The 16388-nt window shown below is 52.5% G+C and carries 13 protein-coding genes and 6 pseudogenes; 5 read left to right on the plus strand and 14 right to left on the minus strand.

All coding sequences use genetic code 11. From position 1 onward, the window contains the following. A pseudogene (locus KO503_RS11755) lies at positions 1 to 314 on the minus strand (hypothetical protein); the annotation flags it as partial. Positions 315 to 388: 74 nt separating this feature from the next. Here KO503_RS11755 and KO503_RS11760 point away from each other — a divergent pair. The 4 genes from KO503_RS11760 to KO503_RS11775 all read left to right on the plus strand — a co-directional run bounded on the left by KO503_RS11760 (position 389) and on the right by KO503_RS11775 (position 5253). Further along, a complete protein-coding gene (locus KO503_RS11760) occupies positions 389 to 1453 on the plus strand; it encodes a glycosyltransferase family 4 protein (RefSeq protein WP_215991752.1) in 1065 nt (354 codons plus the stop codon). A gap of 138 nt (positions 1454 to 1591) precedes the next feature. Continuing rightward, on the plus strand, positions 1592 to 2644 hold the full coding sequence (locus tag KO503_RS11765; RefSeq protein ID WP_215991753.1) for a glycosyltransferase family 2 protein: 1053 nt from the start codon (positions 1592 to 1594) through the stop codon (positions 2642 to 2644). Between the two features lie 40 nt (positions 2645 to 2684). Continuing rightward, positions 2685 to 3611: a lysylphosphatidylglycerol synthase domain-containing protein gene (locus KO503_RS11770; protein WP_215991754.1), complete on the plus strand. Its 927-nt coding sequence runs from the start codon at positions 2685 to 2687 to the stop codon at positions 3609 to 3611. Next, on the plus strand, positions 3592 to 5253 hold the full coding sequence (locus KO503_RS11775; protein WP_215991755.1) for an ArnT family glycosyltransferase: 1662 nt from the start codon (positions 3592 to 3594) through the stop codon (positions 5251 to 5253). Before KO503_RS11770 ends, KO503_RS11775 begins: the two co-directional genes overlap by 20 nt. Before the next feature lie 85 nt (positions 5254 to 5338). Here KO503_RS11775 and KO503_RS11780 read toward each other — a convergent pair. The 11 genes and pseudogenes from KO503_RS11780 to KO503_RS11835 form a co-directional block, all read right to left on the minus strand. Then, positions 5339 to 6153 (minus strand): annotated as a pseudogene (locus tag KO503_RS11780) (IS3 family transposase); the annotation flags it as partial. A 493-nt stretch (positions 6154 to 6646) separates the two neighbouring features. Continuing rightward, positions 6647 to 7942 (minus strand): annotated as a pseudogene (locus KO503_RS17790) (IS3 family transposase). A 37-nt stretch (positions 7943 to 7979) separates the two neighbouring features. After that, on the minus strand, positions 7980 to 8135 hold the full coding sequence (locus KO503_RS18080; RefSeq protein WP_436836515.1) for a transposase: 156 nt from the start codon (positions 8133 to 8135) through the stop codon (positions 7980 to 7982). Positions 8136 to 8476: 341 nt separating this feature from the next. Next, positions 8477 to 9043 carry a sugar transferase gene (locus KO503_RS11805; protein ID WP_290122938.1) on the minus strand — a complete coding sequence of 189 codons (567 nt, stop codon included), beginning with the start codon at positions 9041 to 9043 and terminating at the stop codon, positions 8477 to 8479. A gap of 83 nt (positions 9044 to 9126) precedes the next feature. Beyond that, positions 9127 to 9456, minus strand: a complete 330-nt coding sequence (locus KO503_RS11810; RefSeq protein ID WP_215991757.1) for a DegT/DnrJ/EryC1/StrS family aminotransferase — start codon at positions 9454 to 9456, stop codon at positions 9127 to 9129. Between the two features lie 45 nt (positions 9457 to 9501). Beyond that, positions 9502 to 9721 (minus strand): annotated as a pseudogene (locus KO503_RS18025) (DegT/DnrJ/EryC1/StrS family aminotransferase). 6 nt (positions 9722 to 9727) lie between these two features. After that, positions 9728 to 9931, minus strand: a pseudogene (locus KO503_RS17795) (transposase); the annotation flags it as partial. Between the two features lie 98 nt (positions 9932 to 10029). Beyond that, a pseudogene (locus KO503_RS18085) lies at positions 10030 to 10607 on the minus strand (transposase); the annotation flags it as partial. Between the two features lie 37 nt (positions 10608 to 10644). Next, positions 10645 to 11607 (minus strand): YHYH protein, encoded by a 963-nt coding sequence (locus KO503_RS11825; RefSeq protein WP_215991759.1) that lies wholly within the window; start codon positions 11605 to 11607, stop codon positions 10645 to 10647. A gap of 22 nt (positions 11608 to 11629) precedes the next feature. After that, complete coding sequence (locus KO503_RS11830; protein WP_215991760.1) at positions 11630 to 12271, minus strand: PEBP family protein; 642 nt, start codon at positions 12269 to 12271, stop codon at positions 11630 to 11632. A gap of 245 nt (positions 12272 to 12516) precedes the next feature. Continuing rightward, entirely contained in the window at positions 12517 to 12672 is a 156-nt protein-coding gene (locus tag KO503_RS11835) for a hypothetical protein (protein WP_215991761.1), read from the minus strand. Positions 12673 to 12903: 231 nt separating this feature from the next. On the opposite strand from KO503_RS11835, the gene yghU reads away from it, so the two are divergent. Further along, entirely contained in the window at positions 12904 to 13761 is an 858-nt protein-coding gene (yghU, locus tag KO503_RS11840; RefSeq protein ID WP_215991762.1) for a glutathione-dependent disulfide-bond oxidoreductase, read from the plus strand. A 71-nt stretch (positions 13762 to 13832) separates the two neighbouring features. On the opposite strand, the gene KO503_RS11845 is transcribed toward yghU, so the two are convergent. After that, positions 13833 to 15500 (minus strand): electron transfer flavoprotein-ubiquinone oxidoreductase, encoded by a 1668-nt coding sequence (locus KO503_RS11845; protein WP_215991763.1) that lies wholly within the window; start codon positions 15498 to 15500, stop codon positions 13833 to 13835. A gap of 3 nt (positions 15501 to 15503) precedes the next feature. Further along, the gene (gene purU / locus KO503_RS11850) at positions 15504 to 16388 is read right to left on the minus strand and encodes a formyltetrahydrofolate deformylase (RefSeq protein WP_215991764.1); all 885 of its coding nucleotides are present in this window, start codon (positions 16386 to 16388) and stop codon (positions 15504 to 15506) included.

Genomic DNA, 16388 nt, shown 5'->3' on the forward strand with positions numbered 1-16388 from the left:
CGCCGTCGCCACTCATCGCTGGGCGGCAAAAGCCCCTTGGCTTTCGAGCGAAAGGCCGCATAAATGAGTTCAGAGACCGGAACGTACACGAGGCAAGACCATTTTTGATCTTGTCTGAAAAGTTCCGTCGCTTCGTCATTCTCGTATCCATTCATTCGTGTTGGATACACCTTAGCACGCTGCCCAAATTTGCCGGACCACTTCAGTTGGAACAGCTCACGCTGCGCCACGTGTTTGCATTGAATGCCCCAGCACGCCCAAAACCACACTTTACGCCATGCATACTGAATTACGCCGTACAAATGGCGCTCCATTTCGGGGCGGCGTTTTTGCTGGTGAAGCGCGCAACAACAGGTCATCATGTGCCCAGTAACATATGAGACATGCCGTGACCGACACCAAGCCATCGATGATCTTTGTAACGCGCAAATTTCCCCCTGCGATCGGCGGGATGGAAACCTATTCGGCGCGGCTTTGTGATGGCCTAAAAGACAGCTATGACGTCACGCTTTTGGCCTGTGCAGGCCGCGAAAACGGCGCGCCGCCCAGTGAGAAAACACTGCTCACTTTTGGCTGGCGCGCCTTTTGGACTATTTTACGCACCCAACAGGCCCCACGCGTTTTACACGTCGGCGATATGGCGACATGGCCTTTGGCTTTGCCTGCCAAACTCAAACGCTGGCCCACGCGCATCATATTGTCTGCCCATGGCACGGATGTCAGTTATCCTTTGCGCGGCGGACTTAAGGGGCGTTTGTACGGTGCTTATCTGCGGCTGGGGCGACGTCTTTTGTCTGGCGCGTGCGTTGTGGCCAATTCTGGGGCCACTGCTGCTGCCACGCGTGATCTTGGCTGGAGTGATGTCGCTGTGGTGCCTTTGGCGTCTGATTTACGTGGCACTGATACAGCCCCCACGCCCACACGATCTTTACTGTTTGCAGGGCGTATTTTGCCACTCAAAGGCCTGTCATGGTTTGTCGAACACGTCCTGCCTCAGCTGCCTGATGATATCACGCTGCAGGTGGCGGGCACCATTTGGGATGACAAAGAGGCACAATGTTTGAAGCACCCGAAAGTGGACTATTTGGGGCCTGTGCCACAAACGAAACTGATTGAGTATTACGCGAATGCTTTGGCCGTGATCATTCCAAACATCCCGTTGCAAAACCGCACATTTGAAGGCTTTGGACTGGTCGCAACCGAAGCCTCGGCTTGTGGCGCGGTGACGCTGGCCTCAGCCTCTGGAGGCTTGAGCGATGCTGTCATTGAGGGCACCACTGGATTTTTACTTCCCCCCCAACAGGCCCCCGCTTGGACCCACAAAATCAACGATATTGCAAGCTGGTCCCCTGAGACCCGCGCGGACTTTGTCAGCCGCTCCATGCAAACTTGCATCGCCTATTACAATTGGGAACGTGTCGTCGAGGAAACAGTTGCAACATATGACGTCTGATAAAGCGGCACAAACCGTCTTTTTTCTAACTTAGGTTGCTTGAAGCCGATTGGTCCTAAATACTGCAACCAAACATAAGAGTGGGCAGTATCCGAATAGACGAGACAATCTCGCGGCGGATAAAGACGGAGAAACAGGTTGAAACTCATCATTCAAATACCGGCGTTCAACGAAGTTGGAACGCTCGCGGAAACCGTGGCAGACTTGCCGCATCAGATTGATGGCATTGATGTCATCGAATACCTTGTGATCGATGATGGCAGTCACGATGGCACGTCTGATTTGGCCCGCGAATTGGGGGTTCACCACATAGTGCGCCATACTGGAAATCGCGGACTGGCCCGTGGGTTTCAAACGGGCATCGATACTGCTTTGTCGCTGAGCGCGGATATCATCGTCAACACAGATGCGGACAATCAATATGCTGGGCAAGACATCGAAAAGCTCGTGCGCCCGATTTTGGATGGCACCGCCGACATCGTGATCGGCGATCGTCAGGTGGGCGATCACGCGCATTTTTCTTGGCTCAAACAACGTTTACAGCAAGTGGGCAGTTTCGTGGTCGGGCGTCTATCCAACACAAATATCCCTGATGCCGTCAGTGGGTTTCGCGCTATAAGTCGCAAAGCCGCCCAACGCATTCACATTTTGTCGGATTTTTCCTATACCACAGAAATGTTGATCCAAGCGGGACGCAACCGTTTGACCGTGATCGCCGTCCCGATCCGCACCAACGAAGTGGATCGTCCATCGCGGTTGTTTGGCTCTATTCCAGGGTTCATAATGCGCACAGGAACGACCATCGTGCGCGCCTATGCGATGTATTACCCGCTCAAAGTGTTCATGGTCATCGGGCTTGTTTCGGCTTTGATCGGGGCGGCGCCAATCCTGCGTTTTATCTATTTCTTCTTTATTGATGGTGGCCAAGGTCACATTCAATCCTTGGTCATTGGTGGCACGCTGTTCATGCTCGGGATCGTGGCGATGATGCTTGGCATTTTGGCGGATTTGATCGGTCGCAATCGGCAATTGCATGAGGCGACTTTGGAGCGGATCAAACGGGTCGAATACATGCTGGCCGAAGCGCAAAACGTTGCCAAGGTTCCAGCCCCAAAAGCCAAAGCCCCTGCCACAGCGAAAGCGCCCACCAAAGCGAAGACGGCTTCCAAAAAGACAGCCACGGCCACGTGATCTCGATGCGCGTTGACATGCCCCATTGGACCGACCTGCCATGATACGTCTGCTCACAGCGACAGGTGTTTTGGTGTCCCTATTGGCCATCGGCTGTGTCGGCTATGCAATCCATTCGAACTGGGCCACAATCGCAGCATTCGACTATGCGCAGATGGACTTTAAAATGGCCGGAGCATCCGTGCTGTTATACGTGTTGTGCATTGTCGTGGCCGGCCTGAATTGGACCCAAATCCTGCGTAACATGGATAAATCCTTGCGCATCAGGCCCGTGTTCTCGGTGTTCATCGTCGCGCAATTGGGCCGCTATCTGCCAGGCAATATCGGGCATTTCGTTGGCCGCGCTGTTTTAGGGCGCGCGCTCGGTATTCCGCTCACGCTGATGGCCGTAACCTCAGTGATTGAAGTCTTAGCGGCGCTCGCGGCAGGTGCCGTGATCTTTATTGTGGTTTATGTGTTCGTCCCCGATATTTTCGCACAAGCGCTGGCTTTTTTGCCCCCACAGGCAACTCCCATGCGGGTGATTTTGCTGTTATTGGCCATCATGTTGGCGGCAGCTTTCGTGACGCGAAAGTTCAAATCGCGCGAAGCGATGCCACGCATCGGTGCTGGACTGTGGACCGCAGCAACTGGACTTGCGGGCCTAAGTCTCGTGCTGACAGGACTGTCATTTGGGGTGTTTATGCACAGCATCGCAGCGCTAACATCCGAACAGTTCGTACTGACCTTAGTGGTCTTTGCGATGGCATGGTTGGCGGGTTACGTGACCCCGGGTGCTCCGGCAGGTTTGGGCGTGCGCGAGGTTGTCATACTGGCGTTTTTAACGCCTGTTTTTGGCGCAACATCGGCTTTGACAGTCAGCGTGTTGCATCGTGTGATGTGTACGATCATCGACTTGGTGACATCCGCAATGGGTGTAGGGCTTTATATTTGGGTGAAGCGAGACAATGAAAAACTACGGAAATAAGTTGGATTTAGGTCTCATTTTGACTATTGCTCTCACGCTTTTGGCCAGTTTGCATTTGGCTGTATTCCAAAAGATCAATTGGGATGAGTTTTACTATCTCTCGCAGATCCATGATTATGGGCGCGGCACTTTTTCAACCGCCTTGCAAACGATCCATGTGCATTTTGGACTTTCGCTGACTACGACAGACCTCAACGAGGTGGATCAAGTCGTGATCGGGCGCTTGGTCATGTGGCTGGCTTTGGTAGGCACGGTCACGGCGATTTATGTCACGGCACGTGCCTTTTTCAGCCGCTCTTGCGCGCTGTTTGCGGGGCTTGTCTATTTGTCGTTCAACTACACGCTTGTGCATGGCACCAGTTTTCGCACCGATCCATCGGCCGCTTTTCTGATAATGACCTGTCTGGCCATCGCCATAAGAGCCCCCCTTGGCGTCTGGGCGATACTTGGGTTCTCGGTTTGCGCTGCTTTGTCTGCGCTGATCACTGTGAAGGTGGTGTTCTATCTGCCAGCCTTTTTGGCAGCTATTCTTTGGCGCTTATCAACAGAGCCGCGCAAGGCCCCTGTTCTTATGGCGATCTTGGCGATGCTCGCGATCAGCGCTATGCTCTTTGGTCTGGGCTACAACTGGCATCAAAGCACCTTGGCCGATGCAGGTTTGGCAGGATCCAAAGCGATGTTGTCCAATGCCGCCAACACGACCTTGATGCCGTCCATTTTGTTCCCGCGCTGGCCCTATATATTGCACAACACTTACGCATCATTGGCGCCAAGCGTTATCGTGCTTGTAGGTGCGCTTTTGTTGCTAATCAAAGGCAAACACTTAACAGGGCATGGATTGGCCGCAGTCGTGGTTTTAGGGTTGGCTTTGCCGCTGGCGTCATTCGCCATTTATCGCAATGCATTTCCCTATTATTTCCCGTTTATTTTTCCGCCTGCAATGATTTTAAGCGCCGCTGTTTTCGAGGCCGCAAAATCCCGTGTGCCACTTTTGGCGGGCTTGATTGTGGCCTGCCTGTTCACATCTGGCAGTTCTTGGGTGGATCGTTTGAGCGCCTCAAAGCACCCGCAAGCTGTCGTCCTTGACGCAGTGCACGAGGTGTTTCCAGAACCCGTTGCCTATATTGACCGCAATGGCTCCATCGCGCGGTTTCCCAAAGCAGGGTTCTTTATGAGCACGTGGGGCGTGTTAAATTACCGCAATGCAGGCGTGCCAGTCTTGTCACAAGCCATCAACAGCCAGACCATCCCGCTTTTGCTACTCAACAGCCCTCAGCTTGAACACGCGGTATCACCAGAGACCAGCATGACGCGAACACCACTGTTTGAACTAGACCGTGAGGCCTTAAAATCCAACTTTATCCCCCACTGGGGGCCCATTTGGGTCGCAGGCAAGACTCTGATGGCAACACCGCAAGCGCAAGTCATCACATTGCGCACCCTTGGCACCTATACGCTAGAAGCATCCATGCCTATTTCCGTAAACGGCACCCTCTTAGGTCCTGGTGCATCAATCACAGTTACAAATGCGCCAATGAGCATTCAAAGTAATGTCGCGCAAGAAATCACATTGCGCTGGGGAAAGGATTTGGTCGTGCCACAAACGGCTGTGCCACAACAAGCGTTTTTTACTGAATTCTAGGACCCAAGCAAAGTAAGCCATCCAGTGTCGTCACATTGGTAATCTCCCCATTTTTGGGGTCCAGCCGTAGAATTCAGGCGGCTGTTTACAGTTTCATTGCGGGTGTGAGGCTGCCGATGCACATATTGGGTCGCTCGTTGTTATAAGCCCAGAGCCATTTCGTTGCCTGATCCTGTGCCTGCTCGATCGTTTCAAAGATGTATTGGCTCAACCATTCGCTACGAACGGTGCGGTTGTAGCGTTCGATGTAGGCGTTTTGCTGCGGCTTGCTGGGCTGGAGTATTCCAACCGGATGTTGCGTTTCTCAGCCCATTCTATGAGCTTTCCACTAACATACTCTGGGCCGTTATCGACGCGAATTGCTTTCGGCTGGCCGCGCCACTCGATGATTTGGTTCAAACTGCGCACGACACGTTCAGCGGGCAACGAGAAGTCTACTTCGATGCATTGCCCTTCGCGATTAAAGTCATCCAACACGTTTAATGTGTGGATAGAGCGGCCATCTGCCAGTTGGTCCGCCATAAAATCCATGGGCCAGGTGTCGTTTGGGACCTCAGGCACGGCCAGCGACTCAAGACTATCACGTTTCAGTCGCTTCTTGGGTTTGATCCGCAGGTTCAGCTCCATCTCGCAGTAGATCCGGTAAACCATTTTGTGGTTCCAGCCGTAGCCCTGCGCGTTGCGCAGGTACAAAAAGCATAGGCCAAATCCCCAAGATCGCTTGTCCGCTGTCAGTCGTTCCAGCCAATCTGAGAACTCTTCGTTCTCATCACTCAGAACCGGACTGTAACGATAGCACGTCTCACTGATCTCAAACGCACGGCAGGTCAGTGCAATGCTGACCCCGTGCCGTGCGACCGCGTTCATGGCCATCTCTCGCCTTAGAGATGGTCTTTCCACGGGGCCTAAGTAGACGGTTTTGACCTTCGTGCCTGAGCTGTTTTCGGTTTTCGAGGTGCGGGTGCCATCGGGCCACTAGGTGTAAGGCGCTGTGCCGCCGCCTGTGGCGCTCAGAGGTCGGTTCTAGACATTGACGGCATAGTGCCAATGGCGGCTTATCAAAAACGGATGCCCGAAATTCTATTTGCAGCGAACGTTCGATTCCCGCCGATTCTGTTGAAAAACTAACGGTTGCGAGTGCAGAAATGGGACTTCCAAATTCGGCGCGAGCGCCTTTTTTATCGGGCTTTGCTCGTTTGCTGCGGTGCAGGAAAGATCCCTCTCGTGCATTGGCTTTGCCAATACCCTGCCGGGCAATGCTTGGCTAGTTTGCGGAGGTTTTGGGCGGTGGCAGCGAGTAGAAATTCGTCATTTGTCGCAAGCGGGGTCGTCTCGCTATCGCGCTCGGTCGTCACTGGATCTGTCACGCTTTCGTGCCGCCCCAAGTGCTCGTTTAAGCCACTTTCCTTTCGAAAGCGACGGGGCTTTTCCAGCCCAGTGCTGAGTGGCGGCGGCGCGAATTTACGAGGCCATTGATGTATTCAAAGATTGCCATCTCAGCTTTCCGTCTTGTCTCCCAAGGATGCCGCCAGATCAGTTCAGCCTTGATCACTGCCCGGCAGGGGTTTTGAAGAAGGTGAGGAGGATCAGAAAACAGTCTGGGAGACTGTTTTCCCGACGCAAGACTGCCGCGTTTTGCGCCTTTGAATGATCTCCCAGATCATTCAATCCGCTGGCGCGGACCAACTTAAACTCATAGCAATTTCCTTTGCCGCTCATCGATATCTTGAAGCCGTGCTTGCGTAGGATTTTCTGGTAATCGTGGGAACAGTATTGCGACCCACGATCCGTGTGATCGATACAGCCTTTTGGTGGTTTCCGGAACGCGATGGCCATATTCAACGCCCGGATTGCTAAATCGCGTTTCATTCGATTGCTTACAGCCCAGCCGATCACGCGCCTCGAATACAGGTCCAAGATGACCGCTAGGTACAACCATCCTTCACGTGTCCAAATGTAACTGATGTCACCTGCCTGTTATCTGACAGGGTATTGCGCAGCAATGTCCCGAGAAGGCATTTCTGATTGGGCGCATCAGCGTTGAAGTCACGATTCAGCAGGTTCGGTGCGATGTTGAACTTATGATTGCTGCCTGTGGTCACCTTATGTTTGCGGGCTCGCACAACGGATATGCCGTTCTCGCGCATCAATCTGCCGACTTGGCGGTGACCGACGTCCAGACCAATCTCTTTAAGCTCCTCAGTCATGCGTGGCCTGCCACTCTCTGGACATTTCCTACGGAAATACCCTGCCGTGCAACGCATAGCTACCAAGACTGAGACGCGACTGTTCTTTGATATGCGCCAACGTCACCATATCAGACCGTTGTCTGCGACTGGCTGTGCGGTTATGAAACGCCCGTAAGCCGCGCGCGCTGACATTCGTCACATGGCACATCCGTCCAATCGAAAATGCAGATTGGCGTTCTTCCCCTCTTATCGAAACTGCGTTTCGACTGCAGGGCAGTGGATAAACCTAAACCTCACGGCTTTTGGCTCGCAAAGAACACCGTGGCCTTTTTTAGAATCTCCCTCTTTCTCCGGGCAAGCCGTCCCCCAGACGGTTTGCATATCCGGATCAAGTCCTTGAGAAGACGGTTCTCGCGTCGAAGCCGATCATTCTCTTTGGCGAGGTCCAAGTCCTCTTTCGACACCACATCCGTGCCGCGATGTGCTGTGATCTTTCGCATGCGTGCTCGGACCCGTAGCGCTACACATGCTCAATGTTCAGCGTCGACATGCCAACGCCCACCTTCTCGGGACATTGCTGCGCAATACCCTGCCAGGCAGTGCATGCCGCCGACACACATCGACAGTCTTCTCGCCAGCTTCCTGTTCCTTGATCATCGCTATGATTTGTTCGTCCGTAAATCGTGCCTTCATTTGTCCGTCCTTTTGTTGGGCAGACTCTACACAAATCTGGAGGAGTTTTAGGGGCTCAGGTCAGGTCCATAGGAACGATAACGGGGTGCTAAGCCTTTACCTTAGATTCTGGCAACAGAAAAATGAGACCAAGTAAAACTCAAGTGTGAGGTGAATTTTAACCACGAATTTCACCATGGCTCTAATCCCAGAAAAATATATAAAATAGTCGTTCGCTCGGTAGGTCGTCGTCCTATCACGATAGATCATGCCCAGTACAGATTAGGACCATTGGAGTTTCCTAAAAAACTTCAGCGTTGGACCAAATGGCAATCTAAAACCCGCTATTCTGTATCGGATGTTCATAAGACTGCTGGAATGGTTGCTACAAGGATGTGAAAATATCGACCAATGGAAGCAGGGGTGACATATTCGAGATCAAGATCTAGCATCTGGATGGGACTGAGCTTGTTTCGACCGCTGATTTGCCATAACCTGGTCATGCTCGGAGGCACTTCATGGCGCAACGCGTATTTCTTCGGGAAGAGAGAGACTTCTTCCACAGTATGCGGGCGTGGTCCCACAAGCGATATATGCCCAAGCATTACGCTGAATAGTTGCGGAAGTTCGTCAAGGCTTGTTTTTCGAAGAATCTTCCCAGTCTTGGTGATCCTTTTTTCCATACCCGTCTTGTACTGCCCCCGTGAAGGGTCGGCGGTCTTGAGCACTTCCAGAAGATGTTCATTTCCGGCGTTAGTATCATGTGTCCTGGTCCGGAACTTGAAAATACTGAAGATCTTGCCTCGATACCCAACACGTTCCTGCAGGTAAAATATCGGGCCCGGAGAGTCTATCCGAACCGAGAGCGCGGATATCAACAGAATAGGCGCTGCGATGATGATAAGAAACGGGGTCATCAGAAAATCCATCACGCATTTGTATCTGGGGACCAAATACCTTTCGGACAATATTTCTTGATTATGATCTGTCTTTAGGGAACTCACGTGACTAGCTACTCTACTAGATCGTTGAAATGATCTGCGATCCGCAACACAACTTCATCACTTAAGCCCAGACCGGACGGGAGGGAAAGACCGCGCCCAGCGGCCTCTTGAGCTCTGGGCAGCGAGACATGATATGCGCCGGATGTGATCGCAGGCTGCATATGGCAGGGAACGGGGTAATGTATACCAACGGGCACGCCTTTGCGTCGCAACTCTTCGCAAATGCGATCCCTATCGGCGATCTGCACCACAACTTGGAGTGTCGCGCGAGACGACCCCAGGCGGATCATTGAAAATAAAAGCAGGAGGCTGAGCCAGATGGTTCCTGTAGAGATCAAATATCTCGTTCTTTCGTTTATTCCAACTCTGCAGATGCGGCAATTTTATTGAAAGGATGCGCGCTTGAATTGCAGACCATGTACAGCGCAGAAATTCATTGCGTCATCCATATTACAGGCATGACCAAAGAGATGGACTGCAATGAGTGCCCGCGTCTTCGAGACTTAGCAGTAGGCTATCCACTTCGATATCACAAAAAACTGGTGTCGCCCCACATCTTATGGCGGCAGCTGCCGTGGCGAAGAATGTGTTGGCCGGAAGAATGACCTCAGCGCCTGCAGTTGTCTGTTTCCATGGCTCAGCGTTTCGACGAGGCGGAACGACTGCGGCCGTGCTGCGGTCGGAGATGGCGCCGAAAGATTTGTGCGTGTCGAAGGCGCCATCAGCGGTGACGCTGTCGATATCATGATCCGTGTCGATCTGGGCAAGCAAATCTGGAAGCATCGATGCGTCGACGACGTTACTGCTGCTCACTGGCTGCTTCGGGCCGGTCGCAGCCGCCAGTGAACCTTCAATACACTTTGATGACTTTTTGTGATGCGGCGAATGTCAGCTTTGGAAGTGTGGTTTAAACGGATCGCCGCAACACAGGATTCAAATTTCTCTGCTGGGGTTTGGTATTGCAAGGTCTTTCGGGGGCGCTCGTTGAGTTGGCGCGCGACAGCGCTGAGTTTGGCTTGATCAGGGCAGTGATAACGCTTTGGGTGTCCTTGTTTTCGACCTTTGCCAACATCACAAGCTATATAGCTGTTGTTAGATCCCACGATGAGCTCGTCCTCCCAGTGCTCTGGCATGGCCCGACCCTCGACCTCCGAAGGGACGGGGTCGCCCCCTTGATCTTGCGCAACTTGAGCCCTTTCTGGGTCGCATGGCGGGACCATCTGATTGCGCGTGGACTGCGCAGACACTCCTATAATTCCTTATTCAAGACCCCACGGGTCTGCACATAAAGGCTGCGATAGAACGTCTCGTGGGACACGCGAAGATGCTCGTCCTCGGGATGTTTCCGCTTGAGCCAACCCGCTACCTGCTGCGGCGACCATTTCCGTCGCAGCTTGCGTGCAATCAGTTGGCACAATGGATCATTGAACGCGAGCTTACATGATTTGGGCCGTGTTGCGCAGTCCCAAGCCCGTTGATCCGAGCGCGCCCAATGCTGCGGCCACCCCTTATCTGTACAAACCGTATTAACGACAGAACTCGCCGGTCATCACCTCACCGTTGTTTGTGACCGTTTGAGTTGTGAATGAATAACACCCCTCGGTCTCAGCTGGCGCGTAGCGGATGAAATAGGGGTCACCTTCATATGTGTAATCCATACTGCGGCTTCCATCATCGTTTTGCGTAAACACTAGATCGTCAACCCCACCTTGCGGAGGACGACCTGGCTGCGCCCCGCCACCTGTTGCAGCAGACAAAGGACGCACGCGGGGCAAGGCATCGAAATCAGGGACTTCGCCCATGAGGCATTGAACGATGTAAGGGGAGTCGGGTGATGTGTGATAGCGGTAGCCAAACACCTCGTCGGGTTGACCATTGCACACATCCAACGTCCCATCGGCAATCGCAGTACCGTCAGGATTGGCATCGCTGTAGATCGGAAAACCGTCAAAAGCCCAGCCAATAATTGCTGCGTCGCCAGCGTTTTTCATTTGCTCAATCATGCAGGTGGGTTTGGCGTGATAGTGGTAATCATCGCCCCGCCCCGCGTGGCCGCCGCAGACATCCAATTGATTGGTTTGCAACGTGTCGTGCTGCGCTTGATGGTGCGCGAGATCGGCCTCAGTCATCTCGCCGCCGCCTGTGTAATCGTAAATCGGCACACCGTTCACGGCCACGCCCAAAGCCGCATCGCGAGTCAAAGGCGTGGTCCCCAGCGTTGGCGTCAAGATGATCGGCGCGGCATATTCTGCAGGTACGGGAACCTGTTCGTTTGTGCCGACAATTCCCGTCATCAAGTCGTGATCTGGGTATGTGTCAGATGTTAAAATGGCGTGGCTGTCGGTACAGGTCACTGTGACATCGCCCTCAAATCCCGCATCCGCGACAGAGGCGGCAACCACGCTACACTGATCGTCATGAGCGCTGGCGTATGTGGGAATAGAAATAATTGAAAAAGCGATGAGCGCGATAGGTTTGGAAAGGGTCATAATTTGACGGTCCTAAATATGATTATTCAACGGTTAAGCGGCACAGAACAGTGTTGCTTTGTTCAAGATCAGGACCCCAGATCAATTCAGCACTCTCAGCCCAATTGATTTCGTCGTAGCCATCCTTGGGGCTGACCTCATGTTCAGAATAGACATTTGCTTGCGGCCAATCTGATGCGTCAAAAGCGGCTGTGTCCCATCCTGCGGGTTCATCAGATATATCAAAGGTGCAGGTCCCTTCGCCAGCAACAGGATCAGACGATGTTTCGCAGGATTTATCGAGCGGGGCTGTATGGATCACAAGACACTGCCAGCCATCGTCGCTTACAGCGACAGGCTCACCTGCCTCATCTAAAATCTGCAATATCACGCCCCCATCGCCCATTTGTTGGCGCGGGGTCCCAATGTATTCCAACCCTGTATCGTTCTCTTTGAAATCCTTGGCGACCAAACCAACCACAAACGGGCGCTCGGCCTCAAAGGTAAAGCTTTCAGCATTGAACGACCGCTCTGTGGTGATCGAAACACTGTCTTGTGCAACCTGTGCGCCATCAATGCGCATCTCAAACCAATTGTCGGCCCAAACATCTGCCGAAAGAGTTTCAGCTGAAAGCGGAAGTACAGTTGTGGCCAGCACAGCCAATGCGGTGAGAGCGGTCTTCATGATTGGATCCTTTTCTGAGGCAATACATCTATAACGTAGCCGATGTATTTTTCCGTCGGAAAAAAGTATAAATTATGAAAAAACTATGAGACATTTTGCCCCCAAGAGCTATTTCGACCAATTGGAGCTTCAACACTACTAAGTGCCGACCTTCACGGTTAACCTAGCGAAATTCCGTTTCCCGCCCTGCCTTAGATGCGTAAGAATCTGGCATTCGCTATAAGGTGCTACATTATGCTGCGTCATCACCAAAGAGCGGGCAAAGATCGAGAATCTGAAACTGTTGCACCGTTTTGATTCCAGTGATCCCGCCGATGATCTGCGCCACGATCATGCGATTGCTGACGCATAGGCACAGGTGAATACGGACGGCCTGCACGGCGCGGCGTCTGATCAGCCATTGGTCTCTTTGAATCTGGACACCATCCGCGATGACCTTTCAAGCGAAGTCCGCCAGAACATCATTCAGCGCGAGCAATGCCAATCGCTGAAAATGCCTCACCAGCTGATCACGCTTTACCTCGCTCTAATGCTCGCTAGATTGTGAACACAGCTTACCACGTTAGGGCTGGTGGTTTGACGCAGGACACACATCTTGTAACTACATTGAACAGGGCTCAAGAGGACATGACATGACATATACACCACCTAAGGTTTGGACTTGGGACGCAGAGAGCGGCGGCAAGTTCGCCAGTATCAATCGGCCTATCGCTGGACCGACCCATGACAAAGACCGGAAAGTGGGCAAACACCCGCATCAGCTTTATTCACTCGCGACCCCCAATGGCGTCAAAGTTACCATCATGTTCGAGGAACTTCTTGAAGCGGGCTTTTCCGAGGCAGAATACGACGCATGGTTGATCAACATCCAAGACGGCGATCAATTTGGTTCTGGCTTTGTTGAGGTCAACCCAAACTCCAAGATCCCTGCCCTATTTGACGAAACCAACGGTGTGCGCATTTTCGAATCCGGTGCGATCTTGCTGTATCTAGCCGAAAAGTTCGGAGCCTTCTTGCCAACGGACCCAAAAGGTCGGACCGAGACCTTGAATTGGCTGTTTTGGTTACAAGGCTCTGCCCCCTACCTTGGCGGCGGCTTTGGTCACTTCTATGCTTATGCGCCAGAAAAATTCGAATATCCGATCAACCGCTTTGCAATGGAAACCAAACGCCAATTGGACGTGTTGGATCGACGTTTGGGGGAAAGTCAGTATCTGGGCGGGGATGCCTACTCCATCGCGGATATCGCAACATTCCCGTGGTACGGCGCGCTGGTCCAGAACATCATCTATGACGCGGCAGAATTCCTTGACGTATCCTCTTACAAGAACGTCAATCGTTGGGTCGACGACATCGCCGCCCGCCCTGCTGTGATCCGCGGTAAGATGGTGAACAAAACATCTGGCGACGAGTCCAAGCAGCTGCGCGAGCGGCATGACGCAAGCGATTTTGACACGCAGACATGGGACAAAATCAAACCATCAGAGTAGCAAGAGCACTGTGGCAAGACGTCAACAAAAAGCGGGGCTGCTGATCTGCGGCCCCGCTTTTCAATGCAAAATCACATATTGGGATAGTTCGGCCCATCACCGCCTTGCGGGGTGGTCCATGTGATGTTCTGACTTGGGTCTTTGATGTCGCAGGTTTTACAATGCACACAGTTTTGGAAGTTGATCACAAACTCTGGCGCGCCAGCTTTTTCAACGATTTCATAAACACCTGCGGGGCAATAACGTTGCGCAGGTTCAGCATATTTGGCCAAATTAACTGCGATAGGCACAGACGGATCAGCCAATTTCAAATGGCAGGGCTGGCTTTCTTCGTGGTTTGTCGCGGCAAAGCTGACATTGGTCAGGCGATCAAAGCTGAGAATACCGTCCGGTTTCGGATAGGTAATTTCGGCAAAATCTTTCGCCTCGCCAGTCGCTTGTGCGTCGTTTTTGCCATGCTTCAATGTGCCAAAGACTGACAGTCCGAGCAAAGAATTAGTCCACATGTCTAAGCCGCCAAGAACCGTCGAGGCCAAAGCCCCCCATTTGGCCCACAAAGGTTTAACGTTGCGTACCTTTTTCAAGTCATCGCCGATATCTCCGTCACGCACAGCTGTCTCGTAATCGGTCAGCTCATCGCCTTCGCGGCCTTCAGAAATTGCCATGGCCGCAGCCTCGGCTGCCGCGATGCCAGACAGCATCGCATTGTGGTTGCCCTTGATGCGCGGCACGTTGACCATGCCCGCAGAACAGCCCAACAAAGCACCGCCCGCAAAGGTCAGTTTCGGCAAGGATTGCAAGCCCCCCTCAGAGATCGCACGCGCCCCATAAGCGATACGTTTGCCGCCTTCCAACAGATCCGCCACAGCGGGGTGATGTTTGAAGCGCTGAAATTCCATATAGGGCGACAGATAGGGGTTCTCATAGTTGAGATGCACCACAAACCCGACGTAGACCTGATTGTTTTCAATGTGGTAAATGAAGGACCCACCACCGGCATTACTGTTCAGCGGCCAGCCCATCGTGTGTTGGACGGTGCCTTCTTTGTGTTTTGACGGGTCGATTTCCCAAATTTCTTTCATGCCAAGGCCGAACTTTTGCGGCTCGTGCCCCTCGGACAAATTGAACTTGTCTATCACGATTTTAGAGAGGGAGCCACGCACACCCTCGCCCAGCAAAACGTATTTGCCGCGCAATTCCATGCCCGCTTCATAATTGGCACCAATGCTGCCGTCCGCTTCGCGGCCAAATTCGCCAGCAACAACCCCCGCAACGCGGTCGCCTTCCATAACCAATTCAGATGCGGCCATACCTGGGAATACTTCAACACCAAGCTCTTCGGCTTGCTCAGCCAACCAGCGACAGACATTGCCCATCGAGACAATGTAATTGCCGTGGTTGGACATTAGTTTTGGCATCGGCCAATTCGGGATACGTACAGAGCGCTTATCGGTCAAAAACAAGAAATGATCTTCGGTCACAGCTGTCTTGATTGGTGCTGATTTTTCTTTCCAATCGGGGATCAAACGATCCAATCCGATGGGATCAAGAACCGCACCAGACAGAATATGAGCGCCAACTTCAGAGCCCTTTTCCAGCACCACAACCTCAAGATTGGGGTCGAGCTGTTTCAACCGGATCGCAGCGGAGAGGCCTGATGGCCCCGCCCCCACGATCACGACGTCATAATCTATGCTTTCGCGCAGTGGAGCGTCTGTTTCATTGCTTGTTTGCGACATGATTTAGCCCATTCTTTCAGACGAGTAGCTGCCCGGTGACGCAGACACGACCACAGTTTTGTTGCCATTCAAGAACACGCGGTGGTTTGCGTGGGCGTGGATGGCACGGGATAGAACTTGCGCTTCAACATCGCGCCCCAAAGACACATAATCCTCTGGGCTTTGCGCATGGGTAATACGCACAACGTCTTGTTCAATAATCGGACCTTCATCAAGATCAGCAGTCACATAGTGAGACGTTGCACCAATCAATTTCACGCCGCGCGCAAAGGCTTGTTTATACGGGTTAGCACCCTTGAAGGATGGCAAAAACGAGTGGTGGATATTGATGATGCGACCTGACATTTTGGTACACATATCGTCAGACAAAATTTGCATATAGCGCGCCAAAACGATCAATTCCGCACCAGAGTCTTCGACCACTTTCATAATCGCGGCTTCGGCTTCTGGTTTGTTATCTTTGGTCACTTTGATGCAATGAAACGGCAGGTCGTTGTTCACCACAACCTTTTGATAATCCATGTGGTTTGAAATCACAGCAACGATTTCAATCGGCAAAGCGCCGATTTTCACGCGGTACAAAATATCATTCAGACAATGACCAAAACGGCTGACCATAATCGCGACTTTCATCTTGATGCTTTCGTCATGGAAAGCAAACTGCATGTCGAAAGGCTTGGCCACTGCGGCGAATTCGGCCTCTAGATCACTTTGGGACACGCCATTTTCAGAGGTAAAGCTGACTCGCATGAAAAATTGATTGGTGTCCAGATCGTCATACTGCGAGCTGTCTGTGATGTTGCAACCGTGGTCAGACAGAAAGGTCGCGATAGCTGCAACGATGCCGCGGCTGGCAGCACAGGTCACGGTGAGGCAATGGTTTGTCAT

Source organism: Pacificibacter marinus (assembly GCF_018860505.1).
GTDB lineage: Bacteria > Pseudomonadota > Alphaproteobacteria > Rhodobacterales > Rhodobacteraceae > Celeribacter > Celeribacter marinus_B.